At 66.7% G+C, this 22424-nt stretch carries 16 protein-coding genes; 10 read left to right on the forward strand and 6 right to left on the reverse strand.

All coding sequences use genetic code 11. The features are described 5' to 3' along the window. Positions 1–163: 163 nt before the first annotated feature. Together C1932_RS15160 and ybaL are read left to right on the forward strand one after the other, a co-directional pair. Positions 164–2551 (forward strand): TonB-dependent receptor, encoded by a 2388-nt coding sequence (locus C1932_RS15160; RefSeq protein ID WP_108762716.1) that lies wholly within the window; start codon positions 164–166, stop codon positions 2549–2551. Positions 2552–2708: 157 nt separating this feature from the next. Continuing rightward, positions 2709–4406, forward strand: a complete 1698-nt coding sequence (ybaL, locus tag C1932_RS15165) for a YbaL family putative K(+) efflux transporter (RefSeq protein WP_108762717.1) — start codon at positions 2709–2711, stop codon at positions 4404–4406. A gap of 228 nt (positions 4407–4634) precedes the next feature. Here the strand turns inward: ybaL and C1932_RS15170 are convergent, their stop codons facing one another. Continuing rightward, positions 4635–5921: an aminotransferase class V-fold PLP-dependent enzyme gene (locus tag C1932_RS15170; protein ID WP_108762718.1), complete on the reverse strand. Its 1287-nt coding sequence runs from the start codon at positions 5919–5921 to the stop codon at positions 4635–4637. Between the two features lie 90 nt (positions 5922–6011). Continuing rightward, positions 6012–6572 (reverse strand): hypothetical protein, encoded by a 561-nt coding sequence (locus C1932_RS15175; protein ID WP_234412166.1) that lies wholly within the window; start codon positions 6570–6572, stop codon positions 6012–6014. 252 nt (positions 6573–6824) lie between these two features. Between C1932_RS15175 and C1932_RS15180 the strand changes: the two genes are divergently transcribed. Genes C1932_RS15180 through C1932_RS15190 form a run of 3 tightly spaced genes read left to right on the forward strand, consistent with a single transcriptional unit; the run spans position 6825 to position 9313 of the window. Then, positions 6825–7484, forward strand: a complete 660-nt coding sequence (locus tag C1932_RS15180) for a hypothetical protein (RefSeq protein ID WP_108762719.1) — start codon at positions 6825–6827, stop codon at positions 7482–7484. After that, positions 7481–8719, forward strand: a complete 1239-nt coding sequence (locus C1932_RS15185; RefSeq protein WP_159094551.1) for a hemolysin — start codon at positions 7481–7483, stop codon at positions 8717–8719. Before C1932_RS15180 ends, C1932_RS15185 begins: the two co-directional genes overlap by 4 nt. Before the next feature lie 18 nt (positions 8720–8737). Continuing rightward, positions 8738–9313, forward strand: coding sequence for a hypothetical protein (locus C1932_RS15190; protein ID WP_108762721.1), 576 nt, complete (start codon positions 8738–8740; stop codon positions 9311–9313). A 21-nt stretch (positions 9314–9334) separates the two neighbouring features. Here C1932_RS15190 and clpB read toward each other — a convergent pair whose 3' ends face one another. Continuing rightward, a complete protein-coding gene (gene clpB / locus C1932_RS15195; RefSeq protein WP_108762722.1) occupies positions 9335–11920 on the reverse strand; it encodes an ATP-dependent chaperone ClpB in 2586 nt (861 codons plus the stop codon). A gap of 250 nt (positions 11921–12170) precedes the next feature. Here clpB and C1932_RS15200 point away from each other — a divergent pair, with 250 nt between their 5' ends. From C1932_RS15200 to C1932_RS15215, 4 genes are read left to right on the forward strand one after another with little or no spacing between them, the layout of a single operon-like run. Continuing rightward, the gene (locus tag C1932_RS15200; protein ID WP_108763466.1) at positions 12171–12665 is read left to right on the forward strand and encodes a sigma-70 family RNA polymerase sigma factor; all 495 of its coding nucleotides are present in this window, start codon (positions 12171–12173) and stop codon (positions 12663–12665) included. Continuing rightward, entirely contained in the window at positions 12655–13626 is a 972-nt protein-coding gene (locus C1932_RS15205; protein ID WP_108762723.1) for a FecR domain-containing protein, read from the forward strand. The genes C1932_RS15200 and C1932_RS15205 overlap by 11 nt, the downstream gene beginning before the upstream one ends. Before the next feature lie 58 nt (positions 13627–13684). Next, complete coding sequence (locus C1932_RS15210) at positions 13685–16450, forward strand: TonB-dependent receptor plug domain-containing protein (protein WP_108762724.1); 2766 nt, start codon at positions 13685–13687, stop codon at positions 16448–16450. A 44-nt stretch (positions 16451–16494) separates the two neighbouring features. Then, complete coding sequence (locus C1932_RS15215) at positions 16495–17613, forward strand: cytochrome c peroxidase (RefSeq protein ID WP_199911968.1); 1119 nt, start codon at positions 16495–16497, stop codon at positions 17611–17613. 11 nt (positions 17614–17624) lie between these two features. Here C1932_RS15215 and C1932_RS15220 read toward each other — a convergent pair whose 3' ends face one another. Together C1932_RS15220 and C1932_RS15225 are read right to left on the reverse strand one after the other, a co-directional pair. Beyond that, the gene (locus C1932_RS15220) at positions 17625–18944 is read right to left on the reverse strand and encodes a retroviral-like aspartic protease family protein (protein ID WP_108762726.1); all 1320 of its coding nucleotides are present in this window, start codon (positions 18942–18944) and stop codon (positions 17625–17627) included. Between the two features lie 66 nt (positions 18945–19010). Then, on the reverse strand, positions 19011–19838 hold the full coding sequence (locus tag C1932_RS15225; RefSeq protein WP_108762727.1) for a DUF3014 domain-containing protein: 828 nt from the start codon (positions 19836–19838) through the stop codon (positions 19011–19013). A 164-nt stretch (positions 19839–20002) separates the two neighbouring features. On the opposite strand from C1932_RS15225, the gene C1932_RS15230 reads away from it, so the two are divergent. Next, on the forward strand, positions 20003–20713 hold the full coding sequence (locus tag C1932_RS15230) for a glutathione S-transferase (protein WP_108762728.1): 711 nt from the start codon (positions 20003–20005) through the stop codon (positions 20711–20713). 26 nt (positions 20714–20739) lie between these two features. On the opposite strand, the gene C1932_RS15235 is transcribed toward C1932_RS15230, so the two are convergent. Next, complete coding sequence (locus tag C1932_RS15235; RefSeq protein ID WP_108762729.1) at positions 20740–22347, reverse strand: hypothetical protein; 1608 nt, start codon at positions 22345–22347, stop codon at positions 20740–20742. Between the last annotated feature and the right edge of the window lie 77 nt (positions 22348–22424).

The raw sequence follows: 22424 nt of genomic DNA on the forward strand, positions 1-22424 counted from the left end.
ACAGCTAAATGGTTGCCACGGAAACGTTTTTTCCTGTTACCACCATTTGACAGGCACTGAATATCCCGTTAATTCCTGCATTGCGCACCGCAACAACCGTCGTCCGCCTCACCCTGTGATGTCGATTCCGGTGCCCGCCCCCGCCAACCGGAGCCCCCTCCCGATGACCCGCAAGACCAGCCTGATCGCCGCCGCCGTCGCTGTCGCCCTCGGTGGTTCCTCGTTCGCCGCCCTGGCCCAGCAGACCGGCACCGCCGCCAACACCCTGGACACGGTGATCGTCACCGGTACCCGCGTGGCCGACCGCACCGTGGCCGAATCGCAGTCGCCCATCGACATCATCACCCCGGAAGTCCTGCAGTCCACCGGCAGCGGTGAACTGGCCACAGCGCTGTCGCGCGCCCTGCCCTCGCTGAACTTCCCGCGCCCGGCCCTGACCGACGGCACCAGCGGCGTGCGCCCGGCGCAGCTGCGCGGCCTGTCGCCCGACCAGGTGCTGGTGCTGGTGAACGGCAAGCGCCGCCACACCTCGGCCATGATCAACGTCAACGGCACCATCGGCCGCGGTTCGTCGGCGGTGGACATCAACGCCATTCCGATCGCCGCCATCGAGCGCGTGGAAGTGCTGCGCGACGGTGCCTCGGCGCAGTACGGCTCGGACGCCATCGCCGGCGTCATCAACATCGTGCTGAAGGGCAGCGGCAGTGGCGGCAGCCTGGCGGTCGATTACGGCCAGTACTCGGCCGGTGACGGCAACAAGTACCAGCTCTCCGGCGATACCGGCCTGGAATTCGGCGGCGGCCGTGGCCGCGTGCACGTGGCCGGCCAGATCAGCCAGCAGGATGAAAGCAACCGCGCCGGCCCGTACCGCGGCACCACCCCGAACACCGGCAACTACCCGTCCATCGGCCAGACCACCTTCGTGGTGGGCGACCCGAAGGTGGACGCCACCGCCGTGTCGGCCAACGCCAGCTTCGACTTCAGCGACCACATCACCGGCTACGCCAACGCGATCCTCAGCAACCGCGACATCACCTCGTTCGCGTTCTACCGCTCGCGCAACCACAACGGCCAGACTGCGCTGCTGGCCCAGGTCTACCCGGACGGCTTCGTGCCGGAGATCAACCAGTACTCCAAGGACCGTTCGGTGGTGGCCGGGGTCAAGGGCAACACCGACAGCGGCTGGACCTGGGACCTGAGCCTGAACCACGGCGAGAACACCCTGGACTTCCACACCCGCAACAGCATCAACTACAGCCTCGGTGCGACCAGCCCGCGCTCGTTCTACGACGGCACGCTGAAGTACCAGCAGGACGTGTTCAATGCCGATATCACCAAGTCGCTGGACTGGGGCCTGGCCTATCCGGTCACCCTGTCCTTCGGCGGTGAATACCGCAAGGAAAAGTGGGACCAGAACCCGGGCGAACTGAACTCCTACACCGGCAGCGGCGCGCAGGGCTTCGGCGGCTTCACCCCCACCAATGAAGTGCATGCCGACCGCCACAACTACGCTGTTTACGCCGGCCTGGAAGCGGACCTGACCGACAAGTTCTCCGCCGGCATCACCGGTCGCTACGAGGATTACTCGGACTTCGGCGACCGCTTCTCGGGCAAGCTGTCGGCCCGCTACGCCTTCACCGACAAGGTTGCGCTGCGGGCCACCGCCTCCAGCGGCTTCCGCGCACCGTCGCTGGCCCAGCAGGGCTACCAGGCGGTCACCAGCCAGTTCACCAACGGCGTGTTCGTCGAACGCGGCACCTTCCCGACCACCAGCACCGCCGCACAGGCACTGGGCGCTTCGCCGCTGAAGGCTGAAACCTCCACCAGCTACAGCGTGGGCCTGGTGCTGCAGCCGGTGGACCGCCTGTACGTGACCGTGGATGCGTACCAGATCGACATCGATGACCGCATCGCGCTGTCCTCCAGCATCACCACCAACACCGCCACCAGCAACCTGCTGGCCGGTCTGGGGCTGCCGCAGGTCACCGCGTTCTCGTACTTCACCAACGGCCTGGATACCCGCACCCGCGGCGTGGACTTCGTGTCCAGCTACACCATTCCGTTCAGCGCCAGCAGCCTGGAACTGACCGCCGCCTACAGCTACAACGACACCGAAGTGCGCCGCGTAGGCGGCACCCCGGCAGTGTTCAGCACGCTGGGCCTGACCCAGTCGCTGATCGGCCGTGATGAGATCGGCCGCATCGAAGACAGCTTCCCGCGCGACAAGACCATTGTCAGCGGCACCTGGCGTTCGGACCACTGGGAACTGGGCCTGGCGGCCACCCGCTACGGCGAATTCACCGTGCGCAACTCCGCCACCGCCCTGCGTGACCAGACCTACGGCGACAAGTGGGTGCTGGACGCTTCGGTGAGCTACAAGCCGAGCAGCAACTGGACCCTGACCCTGGGCGCGGACAATCTGCTGGACGAGTACCCGGACCGCACCGAAGACCTGCAGAACTCGACCTTCGGTATGCTGCCCTACAGCAACTACTCGCCGTTCGGCTTCAACGGCGCGTATGTGTACGGCCGCATCAAGTACAACTGGTAAGCGGTATCGGTAGTGCCGGGCCACGCCCGGCGGTGCTGACCCGGGGTCAGATCCCTTTTCGCCAGAAAAGGGATCTGACCCCGTTCGCATTTTCGGTTTGCCGTATGTGGCCGCATCGGTGAAAATCGGGGCATCCCCCGATTACCTGCGAGTGCCGATGCACCATGACACCGACCTGATCAACATCGTGGCCGTTGGCCTGGGGCTCGCCTTCATTTTCGGTGCCCTGGCCAACAAGCTGCGCTTGTCGCCTCTGGTCGGCTATCTGGTCGCTGGCGTTTGCGTCGGCCCGTTCACCCCCGGCTTCGTGGCCGACCAGGCCCTGGCCAACCAGCTGGCCGAACTGGGCGTGATGCTGCTGATGTTCGGCGTCGGCCTGCACTTTTCCCTGAAGGACCTGATGGCGGTCAAGGCCATCGCCATTCCCGGTGCCATCGGCCAGATCGCCGTGGCCACCCTGCTCGGCTGGGGCGTGGCCTGGTTGATGGGCTGGCCGGCGCTGCACGGGGTCATCTTCGGTTTCTCGCTGGCCACCGCCAGTACCGTGGTGCTGCTGCGGGCCATGGAAGAGCGGCGCCTGCTGGAAACCATGCGCGGCAAGATCGCCGTCGGCTGGCTGATCGTGGAAGACCTGGCCTGTGTGCTGGCACTGGTGATGATGCCGGTGCTGGCCGGTGTGTTCGGCCCCGATGCCGCCAAGGAAACCCACACCCTGGGCAGCGTGCTGGCCGATATCGGCTGGACGTTCGTGCAGCTGGGCCTGTTCGTGGCGGTGATGCTGGTGGTCGGCCGCCGGGTCATTCCGTGGATCCTGGAACGCATTGCCGGCACCGGTTCGCGCGAACTGTTCACGCTCTCGGTGCTGGCCATCGCCTTGGGCGTGGCATTCGGCTCGGCCATGCTGTTCGGCGTGTCCTTCGCCCTGGGCGCCTTCTTCGCCGGCATGCTGTTGAACGAATCGGAGCTCAGCCACAAGGCGGCGCACGATTCGCTGCCGCTGCGCGACGCCTTCGCGGTGCTCTTCTTCGTCTCGGTGGGCATGCTGTTCGACCCCAACATCATCGTGCAGCACCCCTGGCAGGTGCTGGCTACGGTGGCGATCATCATGTTCGGCAAGTCGGCCGCCGCATTCTTCATCGTGCGCGCCTTCGGCCACCCCACCAGCACCGCGCTGACCATCTCGGCCAGCCTGGCGCAGATCGGCGAGTTCGCCTTCATCATCGCCGGCCTGGGCGTGGCGCTGCAGATCCTGCCCAAGGAAGGCCAGTCGCTGGTGCTGGCCGGTGCGCTGGTGTCGATCATGCTGAACCCACTGGTGTTCGGCCTGCTGGACCGCTGGCAGGCCAAGCAGGAGCAGCTGCCGCAGGCAGCGGAACCGGAAGAGGCCATTGGCCCCTCGCGCGATCTGCATGACCACGCCATCGTGATCGGCTACGGCCGGGTGGGCAGCGAGCTGGCCCAGGTGCTGCGCGACCGCGGCGTGCCGGTGCTGGTGATCGATGACAACAAGGAACACGTCGAGCAGGCGCATGCCAAGGGCCTGGCGGCGATCCGCGGCAGTGCGGCCGCCGACCGGGTGCTGGCCGAGGCCCATCCCGAACGCGCCAAGATCGCGGTGCTGGCCATTCCGCAGCCGCTGGAAGCCGGTGAAGCGCTGGCCAAGCTGCGCGCCATCAATCCCGACCTGACCCTGCTGGCACGCGCGCACAGCGATGCCGAAGTGAAGCATCTGCTGGAACACGGCGCCGACGGCACGGTGATGGCCGAGCGCGAGCTGGCCTATTCGCTGGCGGAAATGATCATGTCCACCCCGCCGTACCGGAACCTGGGGCAGAACAGCATTCCGGTGGTGTAACGGGCGTGGGTAGGTGTCGACCTTGGTCGACACGGTGGCGCATGGGGTCAGATCCGTTTTCCTGCGGAAAACGGATCTGACCCCAGAAACAAAAAATCCCCGGCGGGCCCGCACCCGCCGGGGATCTGCATTTCCATGTTTGCCACGCCTTGGAGAGGCAGTTCCACCGTAACGCATCGCGCGACCGGTGGTGATCGCCTTCGGCGATGACGACCAAGCGTGCGGCTATCAGGCGCTGTCCAGCGCCTGCTGCAGATCGGCCTGCAGATCGCCGATGTGCTCGATGCCGATCGACAGCCGTACCGTATCCTCGCTCACGCCGGCCCGCGCCAGTTCTGCAGCATCCAGCTGACGGTGCGTGGTCGAGGCCGGGTGGGTGGCCAGCGACTTGGCATCGCCCAGGTTCACCAGCCGGGTGAACAGTTTCAATGCATCCAGGAAGCGCGCCCCTGCCGCGCGACTGCCCGGCAGGCCGAAGGTCAGTACGCCGGAACCGTGCCCGCCCAGATAGCGCTGCGCGGCAGCGTGTTCGGGGTCGTCAGGCAGGCCGGCATAGCGCACCCAGGCCACCTTGGCGTGGGCCTTCAGGAACTTCGCCACGGCCAGCGCGTTGGCGTTGATCCGCTCCATGCGCAGTGCCAGTGTTTCAATGCCCTGCAGGATCAGGAAGGCATTGAACGGTGACAGCGCAGCGCCGGTGTTGCGCAACGGCACCACCCGCGCACGGCCGATATAGGCGGCCGGCCCGAGCGCTTCGGTGTACACCACGCCGTGGTAGCTGGGGTCGGGCTGGTTCAGCCGCGGAAAGCGCTGCGCGTGCGCGGCCCAGTCGAACCGCCCCGAATCGATGATCGCCCCGCCCAGGCTGTTGCCGTGGCCACCCAGGTACTTGGTGAGCGAATGCACCACGATGTCGGCACCGTGCTCGAACGGGCGCAGCAGGAAGGGCGTGGCCACGGTGTTGTCGACGATCAGCGGCACGCCGGCGGCGTGTGCCACCTCGGCAATGGCCGCGATGTCGGTGACATTGCCGCGCGGGTTGCCGATGGATTCGACGAACACCGCCTTGGTGCGCGCATCGATGAGTGCGGCGAACGCGGCCGGGTCGGCCGGGTCGGCGAAACGCGCCTGTATACCGTACTGCGGCAGGGTGTGCGCCAGCAGGTTCAGGCTGCCGCCGTACAGCGCACTGGCCGCCACGATGTTGTCGCCTGCCTCGGCGATGGTCTGGATTGCATAGGCGATCGCCGCCTGGCCCGAGGCCAGGGCCAGCGCACCGATGCCGCCCTCCAGCGCGGCCAGACGCTGCTCCAGCACATCGGTGGTGGGGTTCATGATGCGCGTGTAGATGTTGCCCGGCACCTTCAGGTCGAACAGGTCCGCGCCATGCTGGGTGTCATCGAAGGCATAGGCCACGGTCTGGTAGATCGGCACTGCCACCGCACGCGTGGTCGGGTCAGGACGGTAGCCGCCATGCACGGCCAGGGTTTCCAGTTGCCACTGCGGATCGCTCATTGCACACCCTCCAGGCGGGAAACCGCCACCATAGGGCAGCGCGCGCACCTTCCTGAGACCGCATGGTGATAACGCCCGTACCGCTGGCTATCAGCGCGCGTCGGGTGCGCAGGCGGGGGCCTGGCCATTGCCGCACAGGGCGACGTCGCGCAGCCAGCCCATCCAGGTCACCACATCCGTCGGTTCGGGTTCGGCGCGGAATGCCTTCTGCACGGTGTGGAAGCCCTGCAGCCCCTGGATGCCCTTGATCCAGGTGAACTCCGGCTTGCCGGTACCGGGATTGCGCGGGCAACCGAGCATTAGCACCGCGAAGGGGCGGCCCTCCTCCTCGCCCTCGCTTACCCAGTTGGCCTGAGCATCGGGGCAGGCCAGCTTCCAGCCGGCTTCGATGATGCCCAGGAACTCGCGCGGGGTGGCGTTGGCGGCGCGGGGGGCGGTGTTGACGGTGATCATGTCGGTCCAGTCCTGCACCGTCTGGCCCTGCGGCACGTATTCGACCAGCCGGTTGCCCTGCGGATCGGTGTCCTGGTGCGCCTGTGCGTAACCGGGCATGGCTGGCAAGCGGGCCTGCTCGGTGTTGGCCGCCAGCGCCACTGCAGGCGCCAGCAGTGCGCCGAGGGTGAGACGCAACAGGGCAAGTCGGGATGTCATGGGTGGAACTCCTTCTCCAGGGGTTTGGAAACCTAGTGGCCGGCGAGCGCCAGTGGCATCCATAGCATTACGCGCTTCGGCAGGCCAGCAGCAGCGGGTGACGCAATCGGCAGGGCCATGGTCCAGCAGCCCGTGAATTCCTGCGATGGAACTGAGATCGATGCCACATAACAGGGACAGCCGGCGCGCAGAACGGAAGTGTGCACCTGCGCAGCCTTATCGTTGGGACAACCCCCGGTGATGGAGCGTCGCATGGATGAGATCAAAGATCACCCCGACGGCACGTGCCGGGTTTCATTTGGGCGCCTGCTGCTGTTGAGCCTGCTGATGCTGCTGGGCGCATGCGGGAGCAAGGAACGCGCGCCGCCACCGTATGAAGCCAATCCTTCGCCGAAAGAGGCGTATGAGGTGGTGGTTACTACGCATGATGCGCCGGAGGACATGTACGCATCCTCGGCATCAGTGACCTACGCGATTGAGAATGAGGACTGCCTTCCGCCCATCGAGAATTTCGAAGGCGTCCGCTATGAACCGGACACGCACACCTTGGAGATTCCAATCAAGCGGACGGGAAAGCGCGAGTACTCGGGAGTTCTCTTCAACGACGGCATGCTGGAAGAGGACTACTACGGACGTGGAAAGTGCCGATGGTCCGTACAGACAGTAGGAGCTGTTCTCAAGACCCCTGCTTCCAAGGCCTACACGTACTTCACCATACTTACATCCCTCGACAAGAAGGAAGCCGCTACAAGGTACGCACTGAAGGACATCCGCCCCTGGAAGAACGACGGTCAGGTCTATCGAGCAAGGGATTGGTCACAAGAGATGTTCGACGAAAAAGTATCTCCACTGGAACATGACAAGTTCTTCTCGTACAGCATAGCGACTAGCTCAGGGAAACCCCAACCATGAGCAGGAACGCTGCGGCTGATCTCTCATTGCATACCTACAGCGCGCCAGCTCCCACTCCGGACGGCAGCCCGCCTCGGGTTGAGGCCGGAGGTGAGAAATTCGAAATTGTTGGTCACCTCGACACGCCAAGTGGTTACCAAGGCTCCATCTACAGAAGCGTGAGGACAGGCGACTACGTCGTAGCCCACCGCGGCACCGAATTCGACCGCGAGCTGCTGAAGGATGGTGTCGTAGACCTCGGCATGGTCACCACGCGCTTCAATGCGCAGCTCAAGGACGCATTGGAACTGACCCGACAGGGCAAGGTCATGGCCGAGCGCGATGGCACCCAGCTTTCGGTCACTGGGCATTCGCTCGGTGGCGGCATGGCGCAGGTCACTGCCCATCACCACAATCTACCGGGCGAAGCATTCAACCCGTACGGCGCGGCCAGCCTGGGCTATCGCATTCCCAGCGGCCAGCCGGCGCATGCGGCCACCTTCGTCAACCATGTCACGGCCGGCGACTTCGTCAGCGCGGCCGGCAAGCACTACGGCAGCGTCGAGATGTATGCCTTGCCGGGCGAACTGGCCACCCTGCGCGGCGCAGAGCTCGCTTCCCGCCTGCCTGGAGTACTCACCGCCGCAACCCGAGCTCCGCTGCCTGCCATCGCGCTGTCCGATTCGCACCGCATGAAGCACTTTGTCGATCGCGTCGAGAATGGGGTGGAAATCAAGTCCGTGCTGGATGACCCTTCAGCGCGGATCACAGATCCCGAGGATCAGCGCCGGGTCGACGCCTACCGCACCAGCATTCACCAGCTACGCGCCATCGCAACCGTGATTGCCCGTGGCACGCCCGGTCTGGTGCTGGACGCCGTGGACACGCTTCGTGGCCCGGACGAACCCGGCGCCTACGCAGAGCGCCAGGCTGAGGCGGCAAGGCGCGCCGCGCATCCTTTCAACCCAGCCGAACACCGCAATGCGCCCGGCTCCCACGGCGGGCCGCAGCGCGAGCGTCCCGCGTTCCAGACGGCATCCCCCTTGGGCCAACGCCTGGACGAGCTGCTCAACGCAGACCCTGAGCGCTTCAAGATCCTCAACCAGCAGATCTCCACCGGTGAGGGCGGCCAGGCACTGAACCAGCAGGCGCGCAATCAGGTGAACGCGGAAGACGCAGCGCGCGAGCACGCCCAGGAACAGGCACGCCAGCACAGCCTGCAACAGGAAACGCAGACGGCCGCCATGCGTCGTTGATGCAATGGAGACAGGACCATGGATGAGCGTGAGCTTGAGGAACTGATCAGCAAGACCGCCGTGCTGATGGAACGCTACCAGCGGATCTGCACGGAAATGGCCCAGCAGCAGTCACATCTATCGGCCGCACTGAATGGCCTCACGCAGTCGTTGCCACAGCAGTTCCGCCGCAGCGCGGACAACGCCATTGCTGGATTGACCCGCGAGGGCAGCGCCGCCGTCAAGCACGCCCTGCTCGCCCCCATGGGCGCTTACGAGCAGCAACTGACCGCCTCAGCAGAGCATCTTGGCCGCAGCACCGACGCGCTGGCTGCGGAGGTTAAGCGCCTGCAACTCACCTCGCGCGGTGTTTTGTGGAAAAGTGTGACCATCGCCTTGGCCAGCGGCACCACCTTGTTGGCCGGAGCGGTGTGGCTGGGCGATCGCTACACGACAGAGATCAAGCGCAACCAGGTCGAGGCCCAGCTGCTGCGCGCCTATAACCGCGCCGACGTGGTGCTGTGTGGCAAAGAACAACTCTGCGCCAACGTAGACACCCGCAGCAGCGGTGTCGGCGACAACGGGCGTTACCGCCCGGTACGCCCCCGCCGGTAGGCGGGGACGCACACGACTGCATCAGGCCTTGGCAAACACCAGCTGGCCGCCATCGTTGCCTACCTCGATGGTATCGCCGTTGGCGAACGCACCGGACAGGATCTTCTGCGCCAGCGGATTCTCCAGCTGCGACTGGATGGCACGCTTCAACGGCCGCGCACCATACACCGGGTCGAAGCCCACGTTGCCCAGCAGGTCGAACGCCGCATCGGACACCACCAGCTTCAGCCCGCGCTCGGCCAAGCGCTTTTCCAGGCCACGCATCTGGATGCGCGCGATCTGCTTGATCTGCTGCTTGTCCAGCGGGTGGAACACCACGATGTCGTCCAGGCGGTTGATGAACTCCGGACGGAAGTGCGCCTGCACCACGCCCATCACCGCGGCCTTCATCTGCGTATAGGTCTCCGGGCTGTCGTCACCGCTCATGTCCTGGATCTGGTGCGAGCCCAGGTTCGAGGTCATCACGATGACGGTGTTGCGGAAGTCCACGGTGCGGCCTTGGCCGTCGGTCAGGCGACCATCGTCCAGCACCTGCAGCAGGATGTTGAAGACATCGGTGTGTGCCTTTTCCACCTCGTCCAGCAGGATCAGCGAGTACGGGCGACGGCGCACGGCCTCGGTCAGATAGCCACCCTCTTCATAGCCCACGTAGCCCGGGGGCGCACCGATCAGCCGCGCCACGCTGTGCTTTTCCATGAACTCGCTCATGTCGATGCGGATCATCGCGTCGGCACTGTCGAACAGGAACTCGGCCAGCGACTTGCACAGCTCGGTCTTGCCCACGCCGGTCGGGCCCAGGAACAGGAACGAGCCGGCCGGCCGGTTCGGGTCGGACAGCCCGGCACGCGAGCGGCGCACGGCATCGGAAACGACCTTGATCGCTTCTTCCTGGCCGACCACGCGGTTGTGCAGCACCTCTTCCATGCGCAGCAGCTTGTCGCGCTCGCCTTCCAGCATCTTGTTCACCGGAATGCCGGTCCAGCGCGAAACCACCTCGGCGATTTCCTCGTCGGTCACCCGGTCCTGCACCAGCTTGAAGTCGTTGCTCTCGGCTTCCTGGGCAGCGGCCAGCTGCTTTTCCAACTGCGGCAGCAGGCCGTACTGGATCTCGCTCATGCGCGCGAAATCCTGGCGGCGCTGGGCAGCTTCCAGGTCCAGCTTGGCCTGCTCCACCTGTTCCTTGATCTTGGTCGCGCCCTGCAGGGCGGCCTTTTCCGACTTCCAGATTTCGTTCAGATCGGAGAACTCGCGCTCCAGGCCATCAATGTCATTCTCCAGATCGGCCAGGCGCTGCCGCGAAGCATCGTCTTTTTCCTTCTTCAGCATCTCGCGCTGGATCTTCAGCTGGATCAAGCGACGTTCCAGACGATCCAGTTCTTCCGGCTTGGAATCAATCTCCATGCGCAGGCGCGAAGCAGCCTCGTCCATCAGGTCGATGGCCTTGTCGGGCAGCTGGCGGTCGGTGATGTAGCGGTTGGACAGGGTGGCCGCGGCGACGATGGCCGGATCGGTGATCTCCACGCCATGGTGTACGGCGTACTTTTCCTTCAGGCCACGCAGGATCGCGATCGTGTCCTCCACCGTCGGCTCGCCCACGAACACCTTCTGGAAACGGCGCTCCAGCGCGGCGTCCTTCTCGATGTACTTGCGGTACTCGTCCAGCGTGGTGGCACCCACGCAATGCAGTTCGCCACGCGCCAGCGCCGGCTTCAGCATGTTGCCGGCATCCATCGCACCGTCGGCCTTGCCGGCGCCGACCATGGTGTGCAGTTCGTCGATGAACAGGATGATCTGGCCTTCGCTCTTGGCCAGGTCGTTCAGCACGCCCTTCAGGCGTTCCTCGAACTCACCGCGGAACTTGGCGCCGGCAATCAGCGCGCCCATGTCCAGCGACAGCACGCGCTTGCCGCGCAGGCCCTCGGGCACTTCGTCGTTGACGATGCGCTGGGCCAAGCCTTCGACAATCGCGGTCTTGCCCACGCCGGGTTCGCCGATCAGCACCGGGTTGTTCTTGGTCCGGCGCTGCAGCACCTGGATGGTGCGGCGGATTTCTTCATCGCGGCCGATCACCGGGTCCAGCTTGCCACTCTCGGCGCGCGCGGTCAGGTCGATGGTGTACTTCTCCAGCGCCTGGCGCTGCTCTTCGGCGTTTTCCGACTGCACGTTCTCGCCGCCACGCAGCTTGTCGATGGCCGCCTGCAGGCGGGGCTTGTCGGCGCCGGCGGCGCGCAGCGCCATGCCCAGCGTGCCGCCGTCTTCCAGCGCGGCCAGCACGAACCATTCGCTGGCGATGAAGGCATCGCCATTCTGCTGGGCCAGCTTGTCGGTGTGGTTGAGCAGGCGCCCCAGGTCATTGCCCAGCGACACGTTGCCGGCCTGCCCGGATACCTTCGGCAGTGCATCCAGCGCCTCGGTCAGGCGCTCGCGCAGCACCGGCACGTTCACGCCGGCCTGGGCCAGCAACGGCCGCGTGCTGCCGCCCTGCTGGTCCAGCAGCGCGCTGAACAGGTGAACCGGTTCGATGATGCTGTTGTCGCGGCCCACGGCCAGCGACTGTGCGTCTGCCAGCGCCTGCTGGAAACGCGAGGTGAGCTTGTCCATCCGCATTGCGAATCCTCATCGGTTACAGAGCCGGCCCGCGCCGGCGATGCAGGGAAGATGCGGTTGCGCCAACGCGTTTCAAGGGTGGCTGCGACTGCACCGGGGGGTCGGTCAGGCTGCGGCAAGCATGCGCCCGTGCCCGTGGGCGGCGCGTTGATCCAGCGCAATCAGCGGGCAGGGACTGGCAAGGCTGGCCCGCCGATGCCATACTTGCGAATCATTCTCATTTCGATTCGTGCGCATCGGCGCCCTACGCATGCACGCTTCCCACCCGCACCTGGCCACGCTGTACCGCGACCACCACCGGTGGCTGCGCGGCTGGCTGAGCGGGCGCGTGGGCAACCGCGATGTGGCCGATGATCTGGCCCAGGATACGTTCGCGCGCCTGCTGCTGGATCGCGATCTGGCCGCACTGCGCGAACCGCGCGCCTTCCTCACCACGGTGGCGCGCGGGCTGGCCGCCAACTGGTTCCGCCGGCAGGCGCTGGAGCGCGCCTATCTGGAGTACCTGGCACAGTTCCCCGAACCCGCCCTGCCCTCGCTGGAGGAACAGGCGCTGGTACGCGAAGCGCTGCAGCAGATCGACGCCATGCTGGACGGCCTGCCGGCGATGGCGCGGCGCGTGTTCCTGCTGGCGCAGTTCGATGGCCTGCGCTACGACGCCATCGCCGAACGTCTCGGGCTGTCACTGTCCACGGTGAAGCGCCATATGAAGCGGGCCCTGCTGGGCTGCCTGGCGCATGCGCCCTGAGCCGGGCGACGGCGCGGCGCTGTCCCCACGGGTGCTGGAACAGGCTGCCGACTGGCTGATGCGCCTGCACGACGACGGCAGCGCGGCACAACGCGCGCAATGGCAACGCTGGCACGATGCCGCCCCCGAGCATGCACGCGCCTGGCAACGCGCCGAACGCCTGCTGGCGCTCAGCGCACAGGTACCGCCCACGCTGGCCCACGAGGCGTTGCAGCGCCCGGCTTCGGCTGGCCGTCGCGCGGTGCTGCGCAGCGTGGCCGCGCTGCTGGTGGCGCCGCTGGGCGGCTGGTTGGCCTGGCGGTTGTATGACGAAGCCGCCTGGGATGCCAGCGTGCGCACCGCCGTGGGCGAACGCCTGCGCCGCGTGCTGGACGACGGCAGCGTGCTGCACCTGGCCACGGCCAGCGCCGTCGATATCGCCTTCGACGGCCAGCAGCGCCTGCTGCGGCTGCGCCGTGGCGAGATCCATGTCGACACCGCACCCGATCCACACCGCCCCGCGCGGCCGTTCCGCGTCGCCACCGCGCAGGGAATGCTGCAGGCGCTGGGCACCCGCTTCAACGTGCGCCTGTTCGACGATGCCACCCTGCTGGTGGTGCAGGAAGGCGCGGTGCAGGTGACCACCGCCGCCGGTGCCAGCCAGCGCGTTGCCGCCGGCCAGCAGCTGCGCTGGGGGGACGCCGGCCCGGGCGCACCACAGGCCGCTGCGCCCGGCAGCGACGCGTGGCTGCACGGCATGCTGGTGGCCGACAGCCTGCCGCTGCAGGCGCTGCTGCAGGAACTGGGCCGCTACCACCGGCGTTGGCTGCGGGTGGATGACGATGTGGCGCGCCTGCCAGTCTCCGGCGCGTTCCCGCTGGACGACCTGCCGCGCAGCCTGTCGATGCTGGCCGCCACCTATCCGCTGCGCATCGATCAGGGCCTGACGGTGCGCGTGCGCGCGGCTGCCACGCCGCGGTGACACTTTTTTCGATCCTGCGTGGCAGAGGAAGTGAATCCTTCTTCTGCCGGCTCCCTCCATGCCTGTGATCCCGACCCGTTTCCGCTACAGCCTGCTGGCCATCGCCTTGGCTGCCACGCCCGCCTTCGCCCAGACCGCGCCCGCCGGGCAACCCGCCAACGCGCCGGCCACGGCATCGCTGGGCAGTGCGCTGAGCGCCTTTGCCGCCCAGCATGGCGTTGCCCTGTCCTTCGATCCGGCGCTGACCCAGGGCCGCACCGCGCCCGTGGTCGATCCGGCCGCGGGCGTGGATGCAGGCTTCAGTACGCTGCTGCAGGGTACCGGCCTGCGTGCAGTGCGCCGCGCCGATGGCAGCTACACGCTGCAGGGCGCGCAGACCACGCGGCAGACGCAGCCGCTGCGCGTGGGGGCGTCCGATGGCAAGGTCGCGCTGCCACAGGCGCTGCCCTTCGGCCAGGGCGTCACCCTGGATGCCGATGCGCTGGATGCGCAGGTGAAGGGCAACGGGGACATCGCCACGGCCCTGCGCAGCAACCCGGCGGTGCAGTTCAGCGATACCAACCGCAGCAGCCGCAACATGGGCGAGATCCGCCCCGATGATTTCAGCATCAATGGCGCGCCGTACTACCAGAACCTGTTCCTGCTCGATGGCGCCACGATCAACAACGATATCGATCCGGCCGACACGCCTGACAACGGCAACCCCGCCCACAACTTCGATGTGCCCGGCGGCGCGCAGGGCATCGCCGTGGATGTGGACCTGCTGGAATCGCTGACCGTCTACGACGCCAACGTGCCGGCCTCGTTCGGCCACTTCCTGGGCGGCGTCGTGGATGCGCGCAGCCGCTCTGCAACCGACGGCCTGCACGGCAAGGTCTGGTTCCGCATGGCCCGTTCGGCCTGGGACAGCATCATCGCCAACGACGCGCAGCAGGAGGAGTTCGAGGAATCGGACACCTACAAATACCAGCCGCAGTACGACAAGTACCGCGTCGGCGCGCGGCTGGAAGGACGCACGCGCGGTGGTCTGGGCATCATCGGCACCTTCACCCGCACGCGCTCGGAGATCCCGCTGCGTGCTTACGCCGGCGGCCGCGAAACCACCGGCGCGGACGTCAACACCCGCACCCAGACGCGTGAGAACACCAGTGCCACGGTGGCCCTGGACTGGAGCAATGGCGAAGGCCTGCAGCTTGGCGCCAACCTGTCCTACGCGCCCACCGACGATGTCTACTTCATTTCCAACTCGCGCGATTCGTACTTCAGCATCAAGTCCGGCGGCCCCACCGCCAGCCTGCGTGCGAACTGGACCGGCACGGCCTGGACCCTGCGCAACACCCTGAACTACAGCGACGTGGAAACCAGCCGCCGTGGCGACCTGGACTACATGCGCAACTGGCTGATCTCCGACGACTTCGACTGGGGCACGTCGGGCATCAGCACCGAAGGCAGCTGGGGCAACATCGACCAGCACGACCGCCGCATCGGCTATCGTTTCGTGGCACACCGCGAACCGCTGCAGCTGGGCAGCAGTGAACACACCCTGCAGTTCGGTGCCGGCGTGCAGCGCCGCGATGGCGACTACCAGCGCCTGAACGACCACCAGGTTCTGCTGAACACCGCCACCACTCGCAGCTGCACGCTGTCCGACGGCACCGTGGATGACTTCAGCTGCTCACTGTCGCCGACCCGCAGCGGCGGCACCGGCCAGTACTTCAAGCGCATGTTCCTGTTCCATGCCGGCCAGTTCGAAGTGAGCGGCGAAGAGTACGAAGCCTGGCTGCAGGACGAGATCCGCATCGGCAACTGGAACATCCGTCCCGGCCTGCGCCTGGACCGCAACAACCTATGGAAGCAGACCAACATGTCACCACGACTGGCCGCGTCGTGGGACGTGCTGGGTGACCAGCGTACGGTCATCAACGCCGGCGTGAACCGCTACTTCGGGCGCAGCTTCTACAGCTACCTGCTGCGCGATGGCCGCGAGCGCCTGCGCGACACGCTGGACCGCACCAGCGCGAGCACCCGCTGGGAGGATGCCAAGAGCACCCGCAACGTGGCCACCAACCGCCTGAGCGATGTCGATTCACCCTACACCGACGAATGGACCCTGGGCGTGGACCAGCAGGCGTTCGGCCTGCAGTTCCACCTGAAGTACGTGGACCGCAGCAGCCGCAAGGACATCCTGCGCCGCAAGGTCGACAGCCCGGACCGCGACCTCTACAACCTCAATACCTTCGAGTACACCAACGAAGGCCGCAGCGATTCGCAGACCTGGACGCTGTCGGTCAGCCCGCAGCGCCCGTGGGAGTTTGCCGGCACCCGCAACAGCTTCCAGCTTTCGGCCGACCACACCGATGTGAACCGCAACTACAACAGCTACGAAGACACCCTGGACCTGTTCGAACGCGTGCGCTTGGATGGCAAGCTGATGTACCGCTATGAACTGCCCGCCACCCAGTACCTGCGGCCGTGGAGCGCACGCCTGAGCACCCGCACCGACATTCCGGCCTGGGGCCTGAGCTGGAACAACTTCTTCCGCTACCGCGCGGGCTTCGAAGGTACTACGCAGGGGGCTCTGGAGATCATCGACGGCGAAAGCGTACGCAACCTCACCACGCGCCGCTTCTCCGGCAGCTGGACCTGGGATGCCAACCTGGAATACCGCCGGGCCCTGCCGCGCGAGCAGGAAGCCTATGTGCGGGTGGAAGTGCAGAACGTACTCAACCGCAGCAACCTGACCACGGCCAGCGGTGCGGCCGCCGGCACCATGTACTTCGAACCCGGCCGCAGCTTCTGGCTGGAAATGGGCTATTCGTTCTGAAGTGACGACCCGGCCCCCGTGCCGGGCCACTGCCGATGCAACGCATGCACTATCTGCGCGTGATCCTGCCCGTCGCCGCCCTGTTGCTGGGCGGCCCGGGCGGGCCTGCGCCCGCGCGCGACACACCCTGCCCCGACCCGCTGCCCGCACGCCCGGACGCGGCCTGCCTGCGCGCGCTCTACGGCGGCCCGGCAGCGCAATGGCCAGCGCCGGATGTCGAACCGGGCGTCACCTGGCAGGAACTGGCGCCGCTGCCGGTGCCGGTGGACCCGGCAGACAACCCGTCCACGCCGGCCAAGGTGGAACTGGGCCGGCGCCTGTTCTTCGATCCGGTGTTGTCACGTTCCCGGCAGTTGGCCTGCGCCAGTTGCCACGATCCGGACCTGGGCTGGGCCGATGGCCGCCGCGTCTCGTTCGGCCACGACCGCCAGGCCGGACGCCGCAACGCCCCCAGCGTGCTGGCCAGTGCGCACGTGGCGCCGTTGTTCTGGGATGGGCGCGCCGCCACGCTGGAAGCGCAGGCACTGGGCCCGATTGCCGACCCGGTGGAAATGGGCTTCAGCGTGAATGGAGCGGTGCGCCGCCTGCGCCGCGATGCCCGCTATCGCAGCGAGTTCGCCGCGGTGTTCGAACAGCCGCGCATCGACGCGCAGCAGCTGGGCCAGGCCATTGCTGCGTTCCAGCGCAGTCTGTCACCGCGCAACAGCCGCTTTGATCGCTTCCTGCGCGGCAATGCGCGTGCATTGGACGATGCGCAGCTGCGCGGCCTGCACCTGTTCCGCACCCAGGCAGGCTGCATGAACTGCCACAGCGGCGCGGCGCTGACCGACAACGGTTTCCACAATCTTGGCCTGCACTTCCACGGTCGCCCGCGGCAGGATCTGGGGCGCTACGAGGTCACCGGTGTTCCGGCCGACAGCGGTCGCTTCCGCACGCCATCGCTGCGGGGCGTGGCAAACACCGCGCCGTACATGCACAACGGGTTGATCCCGCGCCTTTCCGGCGTGCTGGCGTTCTACAACGTGGGCGGTGGCCGGCCACGCGCGCCAACCGATCTGGCCGATGATGCGCCACCGTTTCCGCAGCCGGACCCGCTGCTGCGCCCGCGTGGGCTGAGCCGGCAGGACCTGCAGGATCTGGAAACCTTCCTGCAGGCGCTGTAAAGACGGCCCAATCAGGAGCCGCGCGGCGGCAGCAGCGGCGCCGCCTGCGGCACCGGTACCGGGCAGCCAAAGGTACCGGCCACGTCCAGATACAGGCTGTAGCGCTGGGTGGTCGCAAAGCCTGCCTGCCAGTCCGGATTGAACAGGCGCCCCGGCTCCAGGGCCAGGTCCACTGGCAGGTTCAACACTTCATCGCCAATCATCACCGGCGTGGTGGCACCGGCGTACTTCAGATCGCGCGCGCCATTGGTGGTGATGATGTTCCTGCGCTGCACGGCCGCCGGCGGCGGCGCCGTTGGCGGAATGCCGCTGGCCATGAATGCACCGTTGAAGCCGGTATCCAGCTGCACCAGGATGCTGTCCTTGCCGGCGCGGATCGGATAGCGCAGCTGGTAATCATCGCCGGTGAGCGATGAGACAGTGGCCATGCGCCGCGTGCAGGGCACCTTGCTGGACGCGGCCTGCACCACCAGCGCGTCCTTGTCGATGCGCACCCGGCCCAGCGCGCGCAGTACGTCCAGGCCGATGCGCGGCAGATCGTCCTGCCCCAGCACCACGAAGGACACCTGGCGCACCGCCAGTCCTCCAATGTCCAGATCCATCGGCGCGGCCAACGCAAACAGCGCATCGCCAGTGGCGTCGGCGACGGTGAAGCCCTCGGTCAAGGCCAGACCCAGTTCCGCGGCCAGGGTGCGGCCGATGCGCGAGCGTGCCGCGCCGGTGTCCACGTGCACGCGCAGGTCGCGTTCGCCGGCAGCGGTCTTCACTTTCAGGGTGATCGTCGGCAGCTCGTTCTGCAGCTGGATCGGCACGCTCACGTCGGCTGCAGGCGCGGCAATCGGTTCGGCGCTGCGCGGCCACTGCAGGAAGCGGTCGAACGTCGGTTCGCTCACGCTGGCCACGCGCACCGTGCTCGGCGCATCTTTCAGCATGGGCAGGATATCGCTGTCCAGGCGGGTACGAACGTCCTGCATCTGCCGGGCCCAACCGGCAATATCACCCTGCAGCAGCGCATTGCCAGCCAGGGTGGCCGAACACAGATAGGCCACGCCCTTCACCGAATCGGCAGGTTCGCTGGCCACGCCCTCCAGGCATTGACGAGCCGCGCGACTGGAATTGTCCAGCTCACCACGTACACGGTAGTAGCCTGCGGCGCCCAAGCGCCCCTTGGCACCCTTTCCCTGGCCCATGGCCTGCAGGGCCGCAAGGCGCGCATGCTGCACGTTGGCCGTGTAGCCATAGGGATCGTTCACATCGCCATTGGCCACGTCGGCAGCCGCCGCCGTGAACGATGCGAGGATGGCGCCGAGCGCCAGCACGGTGGTGCGCATCAAGGTTACTCCTGTCTACCCAGTGCATAACCCTAGCACGTCGACCGTTGCACGTGACTGCGTGCGCTACACACCGCGGGTGATCGCCGCGCGGATCTGCCGCAACGTCTGCTTCACCGCCTGTGCTTGCTCGGCACTCATGCGCAGCAGCAGCTTCTGCCCCACCGAGCGCGACTGCAGCGCGGGATCGACGAAGCGATACCGGCCACGCTCGTCGCGCTGCACGGCCAACGGACGCGCAGGCTCGGGCGTGTCCAGCAGGTGATCGATCACCGCCACCAGGCGGTCATTGAAGTACCCCTGCGGATGGCCCGATTCAACATATGCCTGCTGGATGAGCGGATAGAAGCGCACGTAGGCCTTCGCTGCTGCTGCGGGATCTACGGCGGTAAAGGCCTGCACGTAGGGGGCGTAGCGGGCGGCATTGGCGGCCGCGATGTGCTCGCCGCCCTCGCCCGCTTCCACCTGCAGGGCACCGGCCAGCGGGCGCGTCGCCAGTGCCGATGGCGGAGCACTGGCCTTGTCCAGATTGTCGACATGGCTCACCAGACGCTGGATCACGTGATCACGCAGCAACAGCGCCAGTGTGTCTTCGCTCTGGAAGAGACCGCGCAGCGCGGACCATGCCGCCGTATCGCTGTCGTCCATCTTCGGCAGTGCCGGATCTGCAGCAGCATCGGTATCCAGCGGGTGCTGGATCTTCGGCGTGGAAGGCGCGGTTTCCTTGGCCGCCATCGGCGGCGGCGCCGCGGTTGCAGCGGGCGTTGGCTGCGCAGGCACATGCACCTGGTCTGCCAGCCCCTGCCACTGGTCGCGGAACAACCAAGCGCCCGCGCCACCCACCACTACTACGCCCAGTACCCAGGGCCAAACGGCCTTCCCACTCTTCTGCATGATGCAGTACCTCGCTTTTCACGTGCACGACCCGAGTATGACCCGCTTCACTACACGCGGTTCCCACGCTGTTTGGCCTGTGTTGTGCTTGGCATGAACGCCATGCTCACGCCTGCTTTGCGTGCAACGCGCGAGTCTGCTGACAATTCTTCGCGGAGATGGACATGCACTACGCGTTGTATTACTGGACCGGCATCCAGGGCCGGGGCGAGTTCGTGCGGCTGGTATTGGAAGATGCCGGTGCCGCGTACGAGGACATGGCACGCACCCACGGCGATGCGGTGATGGAACCTTTCCTGCACGGCCAAGCCGAGGGCGGCCAGCCATTTGCCCCACCGTTCCTGAAGGCGGGCCGGCAAGTGATCGCGCAGGTCTCGGCGATTCTGGACTTTCTCGGCCCCACCTTGGATCTGGTACCGCAGTCCGCTTCGCGACGGATGCAGGCCCTGCAGCTGCAGTTGACGATTGCCGACCTCGTCGCCGAAGTGCACGACACCCATCATCCAATCGCTGCATCAAAGTATTACGAAGACCAGAAAGCGGAAGCCAAGGCGCGCGCGAAGGCAACGCGAAGCGAGCGCCTACCGAAATTCCTCGGCTACTTCGAACAGGTGATCGAAGCCAACGGTGGCCGCCACCCGCTGCGCGAGCACTCGTATGTGGATCTCTCGCTGTTCCAGTTGCTCAGCGGGCTGGACTACATGTTCCCAAAGCGCATGCAGGCCCTGGCGCCCACCCTGCCCCTGCTGCGGGCGCTGCAGGAGCGAGTGGCGAAGCGGTCGAACATCGCCGCCTATCTGGCCTCGGAGCGACGGCTGGCGTTCAACACCAACGGCATCTTCCGCCATTACCCCGAGCTGGACGGGGCCACCTGACGCCGGGCGTAGCCCGGCGTCCGCATTCAATGTCGGGCGTCAGCCAACGGCTTCACCGGCTGCTTCTGCAGCGACAACAGGCCCAGCAGCAGGGCCAGCGCCACGTAGGCCCCGGCGAACTGCCAGCTGATCACGCGGGCCAGACCCTCCAGGTTCCAGGGCAGGTAGATGCCACCGCGCGGATCCACCGAATGGATCAGGCCGAACAGGGTCAGCGCTGCCGCCACCAGCAGGAAGCCGCAGGCACGGCGCAGGCGCCCATCGACCATGGCCGCGACGGTGGCGATCCACAGCATGGAGGTGATGATGAAGCCATTGCCCAGAGTGAAGATCACCGCCAGTTCCGGCAGACCGTGGCCATCGACAGTGGTGAGCATGGCACCCAGCGTTTCGGCCGGAATCCAACCCGGTGCCTTGATCGCCAGCAGATAGGCCGCCGACGGCAGGAAGCCGAGCACCATCGCACCGGCATGCTGGCGCGGGGTGGCCTGGAAGGCCTGGGTGGTGATGTCGATCGACACGTACACGATGATCGGCGCCAGCACGGCCAGCGGCAGCCACTGCACCAGCCCGGAGATGATGCCCAGCATACCGCCGATGCCGACGAACAGGCCGGTCAGCAGGGTGTAGCCGCTGCGCGCGCCCATGTGCTTGTACGCCGGCTGGCCGATGTACGGCGTGGTCTGCGCCACGCCGCCGCAGACGCCGGCCACCAGGGTGGCAAAGGCTTCCACCAGCAGGATGTCGCGGGTGCGGTAGTCATCGCCGGCCGCGCGCGCGCTCTCGGACACGTTGATGCCGCCCACCACCATCAGCAGGCCGAACGGCAGCAGCAGCGGCAGGTAGGTCATGGCCGTCGGCAGGCCGTCGATGAAGCCCAGCGTGGGCAGCGGCAGCACCACCTGCGGCGGTACCCAGGCCGGAATGGCAAAGCCCGGCACACCCAGCCCGGCCAGGCCCAGCCCGTAATACAGCACGGTGCCGAACACGAAGGCCAGCAGTACGCCCGGGCCGCGCACCGGCAGCTTGCCCTTGGCGATCAGCACGTACAGCAGCAGGCCCAGCGTGGTGAAGCCCACCAGCGGCGAACGCAGGGTTTCCAGCAGCGGCAGCAGGCCCATCAGCACCAGCGCGATGCCGGCGATGGAGCCCAGCAGCGCCGCACGCGGCAGCGCGCGGGTCACCGCTTCACCGAAGAAGGACAGGATCAGCTTCAGCACGCCCATGATGACCAGCGAGGCCATGCCCAGCTGCCAGGTGGCGATGGCGGCGGCGTGCGGATCCATTCCCTGCTGCTTGAAGGCCAGGAACGCCGGGCCCAGCACCAGCAGGGCCATGCCGATGCTGGTGGGCGCGTCCAGGCCCAGCGGCATGGCGGTGACATCGTCGCGGCCGGTGCGCGCGGCCAGGCGGCGCGCCATCAGGGTGTACAGCAGGTTGCCGACCAGCACGCCGAAGGCGGTACCGGGGAACATGCGGCCGAACACCACGTCGGCGGGGAACTGGAACATGCCGACCAGGGCCATGGCGATGAAGCCGAGGATGGACAGGTTGTCGACGACCAGGCCGAAGAAGCCATTGAAGTCGCCAGCGACGAACCAGCGGCGCGGGGCGGCGGAAGCGGGAGCGGACATGGAAGGGGCGGTGGGGGTGGGGACCGCCGATGGTAGGCCCAGCGGGGCCCGGGCGCCAATTCCCGGGTGGAATGATG

Origin of the sequence: Stenotrophomonas sp. YAU14D1_LEIMI4_1 (genome assembly GCF_003086815.1) — a bacterium.
Classification (GTDB): domain Bacteria; phylum Pseudomonadota; class Gammaproteobacteria; order Xanthomonadales; family Xanthomonadaceae; genus Stenotrophomonas.